Annotated in this window: 13 protein-coding genes; 5 read left to right on the forward strand and 8 right to left on the reverse strand. The window is 64.8% G+C overall.

Annotation, left to right across the window (positions count from 1 at the left end; genetic code table 11):
• Window positions 1-23: 23 nt before the first annotated feature.
• Window positions 24-923 carry a DUF6159 family protein gene (locus ACOGJC_RS04160; RefSeq protein ID WP_419847249.1) on the forward strand — a complete coding sequence of 300 codons (900 nt, stop codon included), beginning with the start codon at window positions 24-26 and terminating at the stop codon, window positions 921-923.
• A gap of 3 nt (window positions 924-926) precedes the next feature.
• On the opposite strand, the gene ACOGJC_RS04165 is transcribed toward ACOGJC_RS04160, so the two are convergent.
• Window positions 927-1,331 (reverse strand): nuclear transport factor 2 family protein, encoded by a 405-nt coding sequence (locus ACOGJC_RS04165; protein ID WP_419847250.1) that lies wholly within the window; start codon window positions 1,329-1,331, stop codon window positions 927-929.
• Window positions 1,332-1,390: 59 nt separating this feature from the next.
• Here ACOGJC_RS04165 and ACOGJC_RS04170 point away from each other — a divergent pair, with 59 nt between their 5' ends.
• On the forward strand, window positions 1,391-3,790 hold the full coding sequence (locus tag ACOGJC_RS04170; RefSeq protein ID WP_419847251.1) for a CaiB/BaiF CoA transferase family protein: 2,400 nt from the start codon (window positions 1,391-1,393) through the stop codon (window positions 3,788-3,790).
• A 252-nt stretch (window positions 3,791-4,042) separates the two neighbouring features.
• On the opposite strand, the gene ACOGJC_RS04175 is transcribed toward ACOGJC_RS04170, so the two are convergent.
• The 4 genes from ACOGJC_RS04175 to ACOGJC_RS04190 all read right to left on the reverse strand — a co-directional run bounded on the left by ACOGJC_RS04175 (window position 4,043) and on the right by ACOGJC_RS04190 (window position 7,686).
• Complete coding sequence (locus ACOGJC_RS04175) at window positions 4,043-5,077, reverse strand: hypothetical protein (RefSeq protein ID WP_419847252.1); 1,035 nt, start codon at window positions 5,075-5,077, stop codon at window positions 4,043-4,045.
• Window positions 5,078-5,129: 52 nt separating this feature from the next.
• On the reverse strand, window positions 5,130-5,876 hold the full coding sequence (locus ACOGJC_RS04180) for a DUF5131 family protein (protein WP_419847253.1): 747 nt from the start codon (window positions 5,874-5,876) through the stop codon (window positions 5,130-5,132).
• A gap of 27 nt (window positions 5,877-5,903) precedes the next feature.
• The gene (gene tcmP / locus ACOGJC_RS04185) at window positions 5,904-6,833 is read right to left on the reverse strand and encodes a three-Cys-motif partner protein TcmP (RefSeq protein WP_419847254.1); all 930 of its coding nucleotides are present in this window, start codon (window positions 6,831-6,833) and stop codon (window positions 5,904-5,906) included.
• Window positions 6,834-6,900: 67 nt separating this feature from the next.
• Complete coding sequence (locus ACOGJC_RS04190; RefSeq protein ID WP_419847255.1) at window positions 6,901-7,686, reverse strand: SDR family NAD(P)-dependent oxidoreductase; 786 nt, start codon at window positions 7,684-7,686, stop codon at window positions 6,901-6,903.
• A gap of 101 nt (window positions 7,687-7,787) precedes the next feature.
• Here ACOGJC_RS04190 and ACOGJC_RS04195 point away from each other — a divergent pair, with 101 nt between their 5' ends.
• A complete protein-coding gene (locus ACOGJC_RS04195; protein ID WP_419847256.1) occupies window positions 7,788-8,771 on the forward strand; it encodes a hypothetical protein in 984 nt (327 codons plus the stop codon).
• On the opposite strand, the gene ACOGJC_RS04200 is transcribed toward ACOGJC_RS04195, so the two are convergent.
• Genes ACOGJC_RS04200 through ACOGJC_RS04210 form a run of 3 tightly spaced genes read right to left on the reverse strand, consistent with a single transcriptional unit; the run spans window position 8,772 to window position 12,302 of the window.
• Entirely contained in the window at window positions 8,772-9,782 is a 1,011-nt protein-coding gene (locus tag ACOGJC_RS04200) for an LLM class flavin-dependent oxidoreductase (protein ID WP_419847257.1), read from the reverse strand.
• Window positions 9,779-11,482 carry a thiamine pyrophosphate-binding protein gene (locus ACOGJC_RS04205; RefSeq protein WP_419847258.1) on the reverse strand — a complete coding sequence of 568 codons (1,704 nt, stop codon included), beginning with the start codon at window positions 11,480-11,482 and terminating at the stop codon, window positions 9,779-9,781. Before ACOGJC_RS04205 ends, ACOGJC_RS04200 begins: the two co-directional genes overlap by 4 nt.
• Window positions 11,483-11,507: 25 nt before the next feature.
• A complete protein-coding gene (locus ACOGJC_RS04210; RefSeq protein WP_419847259.1) occupies window positions 11,508-12,302 on the reverse strand; it encodes an SDR family oxidoreductase in 795 nt (264 codons plus the stop codon).
• 133 nt (window positions 12,303-12,435) lie between these two features.
• On the opposite strand from ACOGJC_RS04210, the gene ppgK reads away from it, so the two are divergent.
• Window positions 12,436-13,203 (forward strand): polyphosphate--glucose phosphotransferase, encoded by a 768-nt coding sequence (gene ppgK / locus ACOGJC_RS04215; protein ID WP_419847260.1) that lies wholly within the window; start codon window positions 12,436-12,438, stop codon window positions 13,201-13,203.
• Window positions 13,204-13,232: 29 nt separating this feature from the next.
• On the forward strand, window positions 13,233-15,608 hold the full coding sequence (locus ACOGJC_RS04220; protein ID WP_419847261.1) for an efflux RND transporter permease subunit: 2,376 nt from the start codon (window positions 13,233-13,235) through the stop codon (window positions 15,606-15,608).
• Window positions 15,609-15,610: the final 2 nt, after the last annotated feature.

Genomic DNA, 15,610 nt, shown 5'->3' on the forward strand with positions numbered 1-15,610 from the left:
TATTCACTGGTAGCGTTCAGGCCATGGGTCGATTTCGCCGGACGATGGACACCGCCAAGGCTTCGTGGGCGGTGCTGCAACACGATCGGGAGCTGGCCGTCCTGCCGATTCTGGGGGCGCTGGCCTCTCTGGCGGTGGTCTTGGGCATCGGCTTGCCCATTTGGCTGTCTACCGATGGGATAGACGACGGCGGTAGCAGCGGCAGCGAGCCAATGCTGTGGATCGGCGGCATCATCATTTTGTTCGCCGTCACCGTCATCACTGTGTTCTTCAACGCCGCGGTGGTGTCGGGCGCCCGGGAGCGGTTCAGCGGGGGCGACCCCACCATCTCCAGCGCCATCAAGGGCGCCTTTTCTCGGCTGCACGTCATCGTGCCGTGGGCGATTCTGGCCCTGACCGTGGGGATGATCATTCGGGCCATCCAAAGCTCGGACAACATGGTTGCCCGCATTCTCGGCAGCCTTCTCAATATGGCCTGGGGGGTGCTCACCTTCTTGGTGGTGCCCATCCTGGTGGTGGAGCAGACCGGGCCGTTCCGGTCGCTGAGCCGTTCGGGAGAGCTGCTGCGCCACACATGGGGTGAGAACCTGATTGCCCAGGTGGGGTTCGGAATCATCGGGTTGGTGGCTGCTATCCCGGGCATCATCATCATCGCCATTGGTGCCTCAGCCGGATCTGCCGGCGCGGTGATCGGGGTCACCATCGGATTCGCCTGGATCGCCCTGGTGTCGGTGGTGATCAGCACGCTCACCGCCATCTTCCAGATGGCCCTCTATCTCTACGCCACCACCGGCCAGGTGCCCATGGGCTTTGAGAACTCCGGTATCAGCGACACCTTCCACGAGCGGTCCCAAGGCCCCCTGATGCGAGGCTTCGGGGGCGGCGGTCTCGGCGGCGGGGGCTTCGGCGGCGGCCGGTTCTAACCGCTAGTCGCCGACTGGTTCTAGGGCGGCTTTGGCTGCTTCCGGGTTGAGGTACTCCCGGGTGAAGCAAACCTTGCCGTCGCGGAAGCGCCATAGGCCGATATAGCGATTGGAGTATCGGCGACCGGTGGGAACCACCTCGCCTTGGCTGGTGTACTCGGCAATGAGCAGATCGGGGTCGACGCAGGGGTATGCCTCGGTGATGTGCAAGCTGAAGCGGAACACCTTGAAGGCGCCCACCAGGCGTTGGCGCACTGCCTCTTTGCCTTCAGTCCGGTCGGGCTTGTCGGGGTGGGCGTAGGGCAACTCCATCACGTAATCGTCGGTGTAATGGGCCACCACCGCGTCGGCGTCGCCCATCGAGTCGAACACCGACTGGAGTATCTCGAGGTTCGTCCGCTCGCTCATCTCACCAGTTGACCACGTTCTTCGAATCCGTGGGAAAGCTGGCAGTAGTGTCGCGGATCGTGTCTTCGAATGAACTGCCGCTGAGCGGCCTCCGGGTCATCGACATGGCCGACGTCAAGGGCGAGTTGGCCGGTCGGGTTCTGGCCGATTTCGGCGCCGACGTGATCCGGGTGGAGCCGCCCGGCGGAGCCGAGTCCCGCAGCATGCCCCCGTTCTCCCCCGACGGCGAGACCAGCCTGTACTTCGCCTTCCGCAACTTCAACAAGCGGGGCATCACCGTGGACGTGACCACCGCCGAGGGCCAGGCCCAGCTGCGTAACCTGCTGGCCAGCGCCGATGTATGGATCGAATCCACCAAGCCGGGCACTCTGGCGCCTTACGGGCTGGACCCCCGGGAGGTGTCCGCAGAGTTCGAGCACCTGTTGGTGCTGTCGATCACCGATTTCGGTCAAGAGGGGCCGTACGCCCAGTTCGAGGCCACCGATGAGGTGATCCAGGCCATGAGCGGACACCTGGCCGCATCGGGCATCCCAGAGAAGCCGCCGCTGCTCATTCCCGGGGCGTTCGCCTACGACGCGGCCGGTGTGGTCGGTGCTCTGGCCGTGGCCATCGGGCTGGTGGCCAAGGAGCGCACCGGGAGGGGCCAGCACCTGGACTTCTCGGTGCTGGAGGCGGCCATCCACCTCAACACCTGGCAGCTGGCCAACATGAAGCCCACCCTGGACGCCGGGCTGGATCCGCCCATCGTCCGGTCGGGCACAACGGTGGTGTATCCCCTGTTCGAGACGGCCGACGGATACATCACCATGGTCGTTCTCAGCCCCCGACAGTGGTTCGCCTTATGGGAGTGGATGGGCCGCCCCGAAGCGTTCGCCGATGAGATGTGGGGCCAAACCCTCACCCGGATGATGAACGGCGACGTGTTGAACCCGGTGATCGCAGAGCACTTTGCCCCCATGATGATGGAGGAAGCCGCGGCCGAGGCCCAGCGCCGGGGCGTGGTGGTCACCCCGATGCTCAAGCCGTCCGACATCCTGGCGAACGAGCACTACGTGTCCCGGTCGACGTTCGTGCCGATGGAGGTGGCCTCCGGCGTCGAGGCAGCCACGGCCTCGGGGTTCATGGAGATAAACCGGCAGCGCCAAGGGTTCCGGTTCAGTGCGCCATTGGCGGGTGAGCACAACGCCGAAGTGACCGCCGAGGCCACAGCCGCCGAACCCCGCGGGCCAGTTCCGGACGCCGGCGAGCAGGACCAACCGCTGGCTGGGCTGCGGGTGCTGGACTTCGGCCACGGCGGTGTGGGCGTGGAGGGTGGTCGGATGCTGGCCGAGTACGGGGCCGACGTTATAAAGATCGAGACCCGCACCTATCCCGATTTCATGCGGCTGGTCATCGGAACCGAGATGACGGCGTCGTTCGCCTCATCGAGCCGCACCAAGCGCAGCTTCGGGGTCAACTCCAAGATCCCCGAGGGATTGGCCGTGCTGAAAGAGCTGGTGAAGACGGCCGACATCGTGATCGAGAACAATTCCACCGGCACCATGGACGCCATGGGGGTGGGCTATGAGACGCTCAAGGAGCTCAATCCCGGCGTGTGCATGGCCAGCAGCCAGCTCATGGGCTCCACCGGGGCCTATGCCGACTGGATCGGCTACGGACCCACCATCCAGACAGTGGGGGGCATCAAGTACCTGTGGAACTTCACCGACGGCGACCCGCCGCCAGGGTCCAACGCCATCCACCCCGACCACCTGGCCGGGCGGCTGTGCGCTCTGGGTGCCCTGGTCGGCTTGTTGAGCCGAGACCGCCGGGGCGGCGATGGAGCGCAAGCGGAGATCAGCCAGGCCGAGGCATTGGTCAACACACTGGGCGATCTGTTCATGGCCGAGTCGCTCAGCCCCGGCTCGGTGCAGCCGGTGGGCAACGACTCAGACCAAGGCGCCCCCTGGGGGGTGTTCCAGTGTGCCGGCGACCAGCAGTGGAGCGTGGTGTGCGTGCGAAATGACGCCGACTGGGCCTCACTGAAGCAAGCCATGGGCAACCCGGAGTGGGCCGATCACCCCGCCTACGGCACCGCTGAGGGCCGTATGGCCGCCCGGGATGCCGTCAACGCCGGTGTGACCCAGTGGACCGCCGAACTCTCACCGCTGGAGGTCCAAGAGGCCTGCCAGGCCGTCGGCGTGCCCGGCGCGGCCATGCTCACCGCCCTCGACCACATGACCGATCCCCAACTCACCCAGCGAGGCTTCCCGCTAGAGGTCTTCCAACCCGGCGCCGGCAATCTCGTCCTGGAAGGCCCCTGCTTCTACGGCAGCGAGATGCCCACACCCCCCGTCCACGCCGCCCCCCTCCTCGGCGAGCACACCCGCCAAATCTGCATCGAAGAACTCAACATGGACCCCGCCGAAGTCGAACGCCTCGTCGAAATGGGCGCCCTAGAAGTCCCGCTACCCGAGTAGCTGCCAAGTTCCGAGAATGATCAAGGGGACGACGACTACGCCAACGGGTTGCTCTTTTGCACTTTCGGTAGAGGCCACCGCCAGCAATTTAGCCGGATGGCCAATTGGCTCTTCACCCAATCGACAGCGCAGCTGCAACGGACACTGCGCTGCTTAGGCAATCGCACCACTTCCACTCGGGAGGCACATGGGAACTAGGCAGAAAGAGTGCTCACAGCAACCCGAATAGCCTCATCACCTCAACAATTGCAGCTAGTCGAACAGCACCTCAAGATCCGAGGGAGGGTAGCCAAAGCAATCTAGGAACCTCTTTGCCCTCCCCAAGACGTTCTTCGCACTCAAGTTCATGTCAATGAAGTATCCAGAAGATGCCACTTCGTAGTACCTCTTCGGATTGAGTAGCGCTTGCGGAGTGCGGGCCACAAACGGGTGGATTCTCCCCTTGAGTTCCAACAGCTTGTCAAAATCATTGGCGTGCTGTGCGTAGAGCTTGTCGGCGACCGTGCGAAGGATGTCGGCGTGCGATCCCACCGTATGTCGGCTGCCCCACAGTATGACCGCCGTGGGCTGTACCGTTTCGTCTGTGGGGCTTGGCTGATTTTGGGGCGGAGATGCGACGAGCGGCACAGGCTGATCGCTTAGTACTGCCATTACCTGATCGTTGCTGGGGCGGATGCTCACCTTGTCGTATACCCGCCTGCTGATCAGATCCACCAACTCGTTGTCAGGCTCTTTGAGCATCCGATCCCAGATCTTCGGCATCTCGGTTTTGAGCCGATCAGCCTCCAGATTTGCCTTAAGGACCCGTTGAGCCTGCTTATGCGACTCCCCGCTGGCCAAGTTGCTCTGCCTCAAGAACCGCTCGAAATCTTCGGCCAACAATTCTAGGGAATTCTCCTCTACATCCAGGACCGCGAAACGACGCTTCTGCGGCTCCCCTCGTTCCCGGGGAAGAAACAGCCACCACTCCTCCCCCGTTGTCAACGCGCAGATGTCCACCCCCTCATGAAAGGCATAGCCCAGTACCTGCTCTACATGGGAAGTCAGATCGGAATGAGGTGCCTTAGCTTCAATTAGGGCAAGAACGCGACCCCTCTCCTTGAGAGCAATATCGACTCTTCCACCCTTCTTCCCCCCCACTGAGTGCTCGAACAGCACTTGTTCTCCGTCGGAGGTATCCCATCCCAACGCGTGGAGGATCGGTGCAATCACCTGAAACTTGGCCGACTCCTCGTTGTTGGGACCAGGCGAGGAGCGGATTTTCTCCAGGATCTCCTGCAATGACATCGTGTCATGGTAGGTGCCTCGCTTGATGACTGCCTCTCTGGCCAACCAATGATCAACTGGCCAGAGCGGTCAGCGGGTATTCGTCCCAGGTCCGACCGTCCAATTGCCGACCACCGGCTTTGGGGGAGCGGCCACCCCACTGCTTGAAGAAGAAGGGAACTCCGGCCTCGACGCAGCGGTCGCGGAGATCGGTTACCCATTCGGGTGACATTCGCCGGGCACCGGCGCCACTTTCGCCGCCGGCGATCAGCCAGTCGATGCCGGCGAGGTCAAAAGCTCCCAGTGGCCCAAGTAGCGGTTCAGCACTGACGAACCGGACATGAGCTGCAGCCTCTTGCAGGTGCCTCACTCGGAACAAGTAGCGAGCAGATTCCACACTGACCCCGACCCATGCATTGGGGGGCCATTCCAAGACATCGCTGAGTCGTGCAAGCCGACGGGAGCGTTTGGTCAGCACTTGGTAGACATGGTGAGGGGTGTCCCGCATTACGTCAAGAACGTCCTTGATGAACTCGAGTGGCACTTCCTCATGGAAGAGGTCGCTCATCGAGTTGACAAAGATCATGCGGGGCTTTGTCCAAGTCGTAGGCAAAGCCAGCGTCTCGGGGTGGCAGGTCAGTCCAAAGCCAGGTCCGCTGGTCCTCGGATCGCCATCGGCCTGGTACTTTGCCTGGCCCATCAATTTAAGCCGGCCGGCCATCGTCAGGGCGTAGCAGTTGTCGCACCCCGGCGAGACTCGGTCGCAGCCGGTCGTGGGATTCCAAGTGGTATCGGTCCACTCGATGGCCGATTCAGCCATGGGGAGATCTCCTGCCCACACTTCGACTCATACCACATCCTCCCACTCTGGCAACTCGAACGGGAGTTCGTCTCGCCACCCGGTGTGGAGATCTTCATATCGCGGGCGAGACTCTTCAACATCGAAGAGAGTCCCTTCCCGAGGTTGAATCCTGTCCCTCTCTTGAGACCAGCGCATTATCGACTCACCCGCAGGGCTGTCGGTCACAAAGATCATTGCGTAGAGCTCGTTACCTCTCGTCGGCTTGATAGGACGCACGAGTAGGTGCTGGTAGCCCAAGTCGGCAAGGCGGTCCATGTAGAGATAGAGGTACGCCTTCTTTGCATTGCCGGGTGTGATCCGGCCATCTAGACGTGCATCCCAGATCTCCTGCCAAGGCCCCCACGCGCCATACAGTTCTGCAACTCTCTGTGGAAATCCGCGCCTTACTGCCTCGTCGCGGTTCGACCCCAACATCCGCACAATGCCAAACGTGCAGAAGAGGATCCACATCTCCACCTTTGACCTGCCGGTTCGCTCGGCATAGACACGTTTGTGATCAGCGATCGCTTGAATTGTCTTCCAACGCAGCTCCATACCGTCGGGATCTAGAAATGCAAAAGCTGGAGCCTGAACAGGAAGCCCGCGCAAAACTCCGGCCATCTCCTCATTGCAATCGCCTTCAACCACCTGCACGCCAGAATTTCCACACCCAATGGCGAGACCCCTTAGTCGCTGAGCCCGACTTGGACTCTTCTCGAAGAACCGAAGATGCGTGAATGGTGGGGACACCCCTAGAGCCAGTTCAGGTGACCCGGGGAACTCACGGTCAGTGCCCTTGATGAAATTTTGAGAATCGCCAGCAAACGCGTCGACATAGACCCTGTTGGGGGCCCTCTGCGTCGCTTGAGCAAAGGCTGGTAGATAGTCACCAAGAATTGAGATCTTCTCGTACGAATGCCCACTCCACTCTCGCATGGAACCTCCTGTGCTGAGGACAGCACAAGGTACCCAGGGAGAGTGACAACATCGGCCAGCAGTCCGGTCAGCCGATGACGAGACCTCCGTTGGGGGTGATGGTCTCGCCGGTGACGAAGTCGCTTTCGTCGGAGGCCAGGTACAAGGCGGCGTAGGCGATGTCCTCGGGCTGGCCGATGCGGCCGGCGGGGGTGATCATCTTGAGGCCCTCGATCATGGCGGCATCTACCCCCGCCACCATCGGGGTGTCGATCACTCCGGGGCACACCGCGTTGGCCCGGATGCCGTGGGGGGCGCAGAACCGGGCCATTGCCCGGACGAACCCCAGCAGGCCGGCTTTGGCGGTGGCGTAGTGAATCGGCCCCCACCCGGCGAGTCCGGCGATGGACGACATGCAGACAACCGAGCCCTTGAGGTCGGTGTCGATGATCCGGGACAACATGGCCCGGGTGCAGTAGAAGGCGCCATTGAGATGGATGTCGAGCATTCGCTGCCAGCCGTCGTCGCTCATGTCCACGATCTGACGGTCACCGCCGGTGTTGCCCTCCCCGGAGCCGTCACCGGGCGTGCTGTCCACCCCGGCGTTGTTCACCAGCACGGTGACCGGGCCGAAGCGGTCGTCGATGTCGGCGAACATGGCCTCGATGGCCTTGCTGTCTGACACGTCGCAGGCCGCGCTCATGGCCTCGCCCCCGTTGGCGATCACCTGATCAGCGGTGGCCGCGGCGGCGGCCTCGTTCAGGTCTTGCACCACCACTTTGGCACCCTCGCTGGCGAACAACACGCTGATGGCTGTGCCCAGCCCGCCTCCACCGCCTGTAACCAGGGCAACTTTGCCGTCCAGTCTTCCCATGAGCGAACTCCTCCTCGTCGCGGTCGTCGGCGAGACTCCACCGACTGTCGGCCAAGCGGTGCGATTGCCGCCGCTCGCCGGTAAATTTCCAGTAAGGCACCATGACACCCCGATACCGAAACCCACAAGCCGAGGCCGATGCCGTGGTGGGCGACGGTCTGACCGCCAGAGTGCTGGAGCCGTCACCGCCTGCCGTGGTCACCGGACCCTGGTATGCCGACGACCCCGCCGCGGTGGGTGAGGCCGACCAAGCGACTGCCAGGGTGGTGACTCCCACCAGTGCGGGCGATCTCCGCTGGGGCGATCTGGCCGCAGCTGACGAGACCGTGGCCGAATTCTGCGGGCCCCGATGGCTGGCCAACTACCAGCCGCTGGTGAGCGTGCCCGATCACTATCCGGTGCGACGCGACGACCTTCACCGTTTGGCCTACGGCGTGGTGTCCAACACCCGCAAGGCAGCCAACGGGAAGTTCGGGCTGCGCTGGACTCTGGACGGGTTCGGCACCCCGTTCTTCGGCGACGACACCCAGGTGCGGGTGGAAGGGCGCATGTTGGTGAGGCAACACGGCGACCGGGTGGACGCCGAGATGATCACCACCCTGGCCGCAGCAGCTGAGTTTCTGGGCGTCGAGGCCACTAGCGACCAGGCTGAGCACGACACGGTGGCGCTGGGTGATTTGGACCGCCCGCTGACGGTGGACGAGGAATTGGTGGCGTTCATAGGCGCCTGGTTCGGGATGGCCACCGCGGCCTTGGAGGAGCTGCGCTGTACTCAGAGTGGGCCCGAACCAAGCAGGGTGCAGCTCTGGCCAGGCCACTTCGACGTGGCGGTGGAAATCGGAGATGCCGAGTCCGAGCCTGTGACCCGGGCCACCTACGGGGCATCGCCAGGCGACGCCGCCCATCCCGAGCCCTACCTGTACGTTGGGCCGTGGGGGCCCATTGACCACGGCGATCCGTTCTGGAACGATGCTGCGTTTACCGGAGCGTCGTTGCCCTACACCGCCATCGTGGGTGATCCAAACCCCTGCGGCGTTGCCCTGGGCTTCTACCGCCAGGCCCTCAGTCGGCTGATTGGCCTGTAGCTAGTCGCCAGAGAGCGCAGTCACCACCGGGGCAAAGCTGGTGATGGTCTCGGCCAAACCCTCTGCGGCGCTCGATCGGGCGGTGGCCGCCAAGTTCAGGCTGGCGCTGGCGAATCCCATTTCTAAGACGCCAGCAAGCTGGTCGGCGCACTCGTCCGGTGTGCCAACGATGGTGAAGGCCTGGACCAGACGGTCGTCGATCAAGTCGTCTAGCGCAGGGTCATCGGTCCGGTTGTGGTCGAAGTACCAGCCTCGGCTGCGAGCCAGAGCGGCCTCGATGGCGGCCATGCGGTCGGGGGATACGTCCAGATCAGATGGTCGGATGATGGTCAGGTAGTGGGCGGCGTAGCGCTTGACGCTGCGACGGGCCAGTTCGCCGTCCTCGGAGCAGCACAGCGTGAGCCGGGGAGCGGTTTCGAAGTCGTCCACTGTCCGCCCAGCCCGGGCTGCGCCCTCGGCCAACCACCTCCGGTAGGTGTCAGCCAGATCGGCCGACAGGAAGCGACCGCCGACCAGGGCGATGTCGGCCACCTCACCGGCCAATCGCATGACCTGGGGACTGCGGGTGCCGATCGAGATGGGCACCGGGTTCGCGGCCGGACAGATCAATCGCTCACCGCCGACCTCTCCACCATCCAACAGCGTGCGGAGGTCCGCCACCGCCTGGCGCAAGGCGGCCACCGGTTTGGGGTAGTCGATGCCCAGCGGCTCTAGCCCGGCCCCCACCCCCAAGCCGCAAAAGGCCCGGCCGGGCGCGATGTCGTCGAGAGTGGCCAACGCCCCAGCCAGCACCACCGGATGGCGGGTGTAGGGGTTGGTGACCATGGCCCCCACGGCGATGCGGCGAGTGGCCTGCGCGCACAGGGCCTGGAGCATGAAGCAGTCGGGCCAGAACACCACATCGGAGATGCCCAGCCGGGCGAAACCGGCCTCTTCTGCCAACCGGGCCAGCCCCACCGCCTCCGCGGTGCTCATCCCGGGGCTGATCTCGGCTTCGAGGGTGATGCTCACGGCGAGCGGGAGTCGCGCACTCTCACCAAGTCTGAGGAGTGGTCGGGGTCGGTGGACACCTCAATGAGCACGGGGCCGTCGGCGGCAAGCGACGAAGCCAGGGCGTCGGCCAGCGCGGAGTCGTCGTCCACCCGGTGGCCGTCTAGGCCGAAGGCCCGGGCCACCGCGGCGAAGTCATGGTCGCCGATGTCCACGGCGGTGCGGCGGTCTGGCCCTTGGAAGTCGTAGACGTTGCCCAGCATCCGGTTGTTGAGCACCAGAAACGTGACCGGCAGGTCGTACTCCACCGCGGTGGCCAGGTTGTGCAGCGACATCAAGAACCCACCATCGCCGCTGATCGACAGCACCCTTTCGCCGGGATGGACCATGGCGGCGGCCAGTGCCGCGGGCGGACCCCAGCCCATGCCCAGGTGCCCGCCGGGTAAGTGCAGCCGTCCGGGGGTGCGGGCCTCGAGGTAGTGGTAGGCGAAGATCCGATTGTTACCCGCGTCGAGGGTGATCCGGCCGTCGGACGGCCACACTTCGTTCAGCACCTGCATCACCCGTTGGGGCGGCACCGGGCTGGCCGACTCATGCAGCACGGGGGGGTCCTCGGCCCTCGACTTGATGGCGGCAAGGTCGGCCCATCGATCGGCGGCCAGGTCTTCGTGAACGCCCACCGCGGGCACCAGCTCAGCTAGCAGGGCTCCCACCTCGGCGTGCACCCCCAGTTCCACCGGGAAGCTCACTCCCAAGTTGGCGGCCTCGATGTCCACCTGCACGATCCGCTGGCGGTCGGCGTCGAGCCAGGTGGGCGACTCCACCAGGGTGTCGTGGGGGTTGAGGCGAGAACCCAGCACCACCACCGCATCGGCCTGAGCTAGCAGCTCGAAGGCCCCCTGCCAGCCAAACGGGCTGAGCGGCCCGCCGGCCCACGGGTGGTCGTCGGCAATCACCCCTCGGGCCTTGGCGGTGGTCACCACCGGGGTCGCCGCCCGCCGGGCCAAGGCGTCTAACTGGTCGTAGGCCTGTGCCTGGTGGATGCCGTTGCCGGCCACAATCACCGGCCGTTGGGCCTCCGCCAGCAGCTCGGCCACCGCGGCTACCGCAGGGGTGTCGGGCCGAGGAGGGGCGACCGATGTCACACGAGTCCGCCCGTACAGGCGGGGGTGGCGGGCTTCGTCGGTGCGGCGGAAGATGGCGTCGAGTCGGAACACCACGGCGGCCGGACCGGGTCGGCCCGAGGTGGCGTGGTGGATGGCCAGCTCCACCGCGTGAACCGCCTCGTTGGGGGTGGTGGCCACGCTCATGTATTTGGTCATCCCGGAAAGGATGCGGGGCAGGTCCACCGACCCGTGGTCGCCGGTGGTGCCCTGGGTGGGGGCGTGCTGGGGGATGCCGTGGTCGGTCATCTCGGTGAGGACCAGCATGGGGGTGCCCGACAGAAAACCCTCCATGAGTCCGAATCCCCCAGAGGAGGCGGCGAACGGCCCCTGGCCGGTGAACACACCGGGACGGCCGGTGAGCCTCCCGTACATGTCGGCCATGACAGACGCTTGGTGCTCGTGGGCCGCTCGCACGCTCTCGATGCGGTCGGCCACCGTGCGCAGGCCGTCGAACACCTTGATGGAGTAGCCCCCCGGCACCCCGAAGACGTGGGTGATGCCGGCGTCGGCCAGCACCTCGGCGATGGCGATTCCTGCGGGGGTCCCGTCGCTCATCAGCCAGAAAGGAGATGCTTGGCCGTCATGCGCTGCCGATCCAGTGCCCGGCGTTCACGTCCAGTGAAGCCCCAGTAATGGGCAGCGCCAGGTCGGACGCCAGAAATAGGACTGACCCGGCAATCTCATCGGCGTCGGGGAGGTACTTGAGAGCGGTCTCCCCCGCGGTCTCGTCGTAAACCACCTGGTAGTCCACTCCCCGAGCATCGGCTTGGCCCTGAAGGAAGTTGCGGACCGCGTCGGCAAAGATGTAGCCGGGCAGAACGCTGTTCACCCGGATGCCGTCGGGGCCCAGCTCCTTGGCCATGATCTTGGTGATGTTCTCCAACGCGGCCTTGGAGCTGCTGTAGGCCCCCCAACCGGCTTGGCGGATGCGGATCGACATGGTGTTGACGAAGATGACCCGCCCGGCCCCCGAGTCCCGCAGGGCGGGGATGCAAGCCCGGGTCATGTTCAACGATCCGAAGAAGTTCACGTCGAAGACGTTTCGCCAGCGTTCCAAGTCGGCGTCCTCAACGTTGATGACGGGGAAGCCGTCGTTGAAGGCGTTGTTCACGCAAATGTCCAGCCGTCCCAGCTTCTCCACTGCGGTGTCGGCCAGCGCCTGGCACTGAGCGGGGTCGGTGATGTCGGTGGACTGCCACACCGTCCGGCGGCCCATCGCCTCGATCTCGGCGGCCAGCGGCTCCATCACCTCGGTTCGGCGGGCACCCATCACGATGTCGGCCCCCTCTTGGGCGAATAGCCGGGCGATCTCGATGCCCAGGCCGGGCCCAATGCCCGACACCAGCGCCACCCGTCCAGCCAGCATGTCGCCCATCGCTCTCCTCCGTTCCCAGCAGTGCGGTGCCGGGATTGTCCCAGCCTCGCGGTGTGCGTCCTAGCTTCGCGCACCTCACACTCGACTCCCCTGCCGTGGAGGGCCGCTGGTACTTTCGTCGGGCGGGGACAGGATGAGCACGGCATTTGGTATCGACATAGGAGGCAGCGGCATGAAGGCCGCGCCGGTGGATCTCAGCACTGGCCAACTGGCCGACAAGCGCTTTCGTCTGCCCACCCCGAAGCCGGGCGTTCCCGACGAAGTAGCAGACGTGGTCTACGAACTGGTGACGTCGTTCGGGTGGACCGGGCCAGTGGGCTGCGCTTTTCCTGCCCCAATCGTCGGCGGCACCGTCAAGTGGGTGGCCCATTTGGACGACTCGTGGGCCGGGGTTGACATCGCTGAGACGATGAGCAATCGGATCGGCGCTCCTGTGACGATCATCAATGATGCCGACGCCGCCGGAATCGCCGAGATGACCCACGGTGCCGGAGTGGGCCGGAAGGGGACCGTGTGCTTTACCGCCTTCGGCACCGGGATCGGCAGCTCGGTGTTTGTGAATGGGAATCTGGTGCCGAACACCGAGTTCGGCCATCTCTACCTGGCCGGACACGACAAGGATGTGGAGGTGTGGACCGCGGCCAAGGTTCGCACCCGAGAAGATCTGGATTGGGCGACCTGGGTGGGACGGGTGAAGCAGTATTTGGGGCACCTCGAAAAGATCATCTCGCCCGGCCTGTTCATCCTGGGCGGCGGGATCAGCAAGCAATTCGACGAGTGGGGGCCCCTGCTGGACATCGATACCGAAGTTGTCGTCGCCGAGATGCGCAACAACGCCGGAATTGTCGGTGCAGCCATGGCGTCGGTCGGCGCAGGCGTGGCCCGCTCGGGGACCAGCTGAGTCCTCGGCCGACCGGATAACCACCCCACATGCTGAACTGGTACGCCCACCTGGTCACCCGCTCGCCATGGCGCACGATCGCGGTGGTGGCGCTCATCACCGTCGCCATGCTGCCGGGGGTGGCATTGACCACCGAAGAACCCGATGCGATGGGGTCGTTCGTGCCCGCGGGAAGCGACCTTGCTCGGGCGGTAACCGAGTTGGAAGACCGATTTCCCGAATCGGGTGCATTCACCAGCGCGCAGATCGTGGCGCGGGGCGACGTCACCTCTCCCGACGCCATTCGGGAACTCATTGCCCGCTCGGAGATGGCCCTGGCTCACCCCGAGGTCGCGCCTTTCGTTCCCCAAGACGGACAGCCAGTAGTCCGCAGCTATGCCCATTTGATCGTGGCTCTGTCCGGCGTGCCCCCAGCCCAGCTCACCGCTGAGGATGTAGCTCGGGCGCTGGCGATCGATCCAGCCGATGATCCCCGAGCGGCCCGGTTCGAACAGCTGCTTGGCGAGAACGCCGGCTTGGGCCAGGTCAGGCTTCAGCAGATCGACCTTCCCGATCTGGGGTGGTTCGACGCCCTCTTGGCGGTCAACGACGTGATCCAGGCTGGCGACTATGGGCCCGACGCCTCGGCCCGCACCCTGTCCAACGCCCGGTTCCAAGAGGGTGCCCAGCAGGCGCTGACCGACAGCGGGTTCCTATTCCCCCTGGCGCTGGTGGTGATGGTGGTAGTGCTGGCCGCGCTGTTCCGCTCCCCGGCCGACACCGCAGTCACCATCATCGGCGTGATTCTGACCGCTCTGTGGCAGATCGGCCTGTCGGGCTACCTCGGCCCTGACGGCTTGGACAAGATCAACGGCATCACGCCCATCAGCATCATCGTGCCAGTGCTGTTGGTGGGTCTGACAGTGGACTATTCGCTCCAGATCGTGTCTCGCCGCCGGGAAGAGCGGGATGCCGACCCGAGGCAGGCCACCAGCCGGGCAGTGTCGATCACCGGCGCGGCCATCGGCTTGGGGGCGCTGACCACAGCCCTCAGCTTCTTGACCAACCTGGCCAGCCCCCTGTCTCCCATCCGGGACTTCGGGATCCTGGCGGCCTGCGGCATCATCGCCGGGTTCTTCATAATGACCTCTCTGGTGCCTGCGGTGAGGATGCTGGGCGACCGCCGGCGGTTGTTCCGAGGGCAGCCGCTGAGGACCCGTCAGGTAATCGACTCGATACCGGGCGTGCGCCGCTTGCTGGTGCCGACCGTGGTCCGTTGCGCCCGTCATCCCAAGCTCACGCTCTTGGCCGTGGCCGTGCTGGCCGGCGCGGCGGTGGCGGGAGGCATCAACGTGAACACCGAGTTCAAGGAAGACGAATTCTTGCCCGAGGACTCCGAGGTGGTGCAGGACATCCGGCTGGCCCGCGATGAGGTTGGCGGGCTGAGCACCACGATCACCGGAGTGGTCATCACCGACCTCGATGACCCGGCAGCGGCCCGAGCCCTGGTGGCGTTGGACGACCGGCTGCGAGGCCCGGGGCCCGGATCGGGCGGGTCGGCGCCTTCGGATTTGGAGCAACCCATACATGTGGTCGGCGTGGGCGGCAGCACGCTGGTATCGCTGGCCGCTGATACGGTGCCCAACGCCCGAGCGATGCTCACCCAGGGGTCATCCGATGAGCTGGCTGAGCTGTACCGCCAGGTGTCGGAGGCCGCCCCCGACGACTTTGCCAAAGTCGCCTCGCTTGCCGATTCGTCGGGGAATGACGTGACCGTCATCCCGATTCAGGCCTATTTCGGGAGCGACAGCGATGCCCGCGATCTCTACAACGCGTCTGGCGACCTCTGGGCAGATGGGGCGCCCGGAACTTTCACAGTGACGGGGGCCCAGATCAACCCAGGGGTAACAACCAACGCGGTGGCCCGCAGCCAGACCACGGCCACGTTCATCACCGTGCTGACCGCACTCGCCCTGCTCACGGTGTACTTCTGGCGAGCCCACCGCCGCCCGCTGCTGGGGGTGATCACCGTGGCCCCCATCGTGGTGGTGCTCATGCTGCTGCTAGGGCTGATGTGGGTGTTGGGCATCAATTACAACGCGCTCACCGCGCTGTTGACGTCGCTCACCATCGGTATTGGCGTGGACTACACCATCCATTTCGCCCACCGGTATCTGCATGAGCGCGAGCAGGGGGCACCGATCACCGAAGCTCTGACAACCACGGCCAACAGCGTGGGCGGGGCGCTGTTCGGGTCGGCCACCACCACCGCACTGGGTTTCATCGTGCTGGCCTTCGCCCCGCTGCTGGTGGTTAGCCAACTGGGGATTCTGATTGCCATTACCGGGATCTTGTCGATGATGGCCGCGGCGATCATCCTGCCCTGCCTGCTGGTGCTGGCCGACCGCCGCACCCAGCCGGGATAGGG

Source organism: Candidatus Poriferisocius sp. (assembly GCF_965204015.1).
Classification (GTDB): Bacteria; Actinomycetota; Acidimicrobiia; order Acidimicrobiales; family Bin134; genus Poriferisocius.

Coding starts and splice junctions, on each gene's coding strand:
- ACOGJC_RS04160 (WP_419847249.1), top strand. CDS start 24: ATGGGTCGATTTCGCCGGACGATGGACACCGCCAAGGCTTCGTGGGCG.
- ACOGJC_RS04165 (WP_419847250.1), bottom strand. CDS start 1,331: ATGAGCGAGCGGACGAACCTCGAGATACTCCAGTCGGTGTTCGACTCG.
- ACOGJC_RS04175 (WP_419847252.1), bottom strand. CDS start 5,077: ATGTCATTGCAGGAGATCCTGGAGAAAATCCGCTCCTCGCCTGGTCCC.
- ACOGJC_RS04180 (WP_419847253.1), bottom strand. CDS start 5,876: ATGGCTGAATCGGCCATCGAGTGGACCGATACCACTTGGAATCCCACG.
- tcmP (WP_419847254.1), bottom strand. CDS start 6,833: ATGCGAGAGTGGAGTGGGCATTCGTACGAGAAGATCTCAATTCTTGGT.
- ACOGJC_RS04190 (WP_419847255.1), bottom strand. CDS start 7,686: ATGGGAAGACTGGACGGCAAAGTTGCCCTGGTTACAGGCGGTGGAGGC.
- ACOGJC_RS04195 (WP_419847256.1), top strand. CDS start 7,788: ATGACACCCCGATACCGAAACCCACAAGCCGAGGCCGATGCCGTGGTG.
- ACOGJC_RS04205 (WP_419847258.1), bottom strand. CDS start 11,482: ATGAGCGACGGGACCCCCGCAGGAATCGCCATCGCCGAGGTGCTGGCC.
- ACOGJC_RS04210 (WP_419847259.1), bottom strand. CDS start 12,302: ATGGGCGACATGCTGGCTGGACGGGTGGCGCTGGTGTCGGGCATTGGG.
- ppgK (WP_419847260.1), top strand. CDS start 12,436: ATGAGCACGGCATTTGGTATCGACATAGGAGGCAGCGGCATGAAGGCC.
- ACOGJC_RS04220 (WP_419847261.1), top strand. CDS start 13,233: ATGCTGAACTGGTACGCCCACCTGGTCACCCGCTCGCCATGGCGCACG.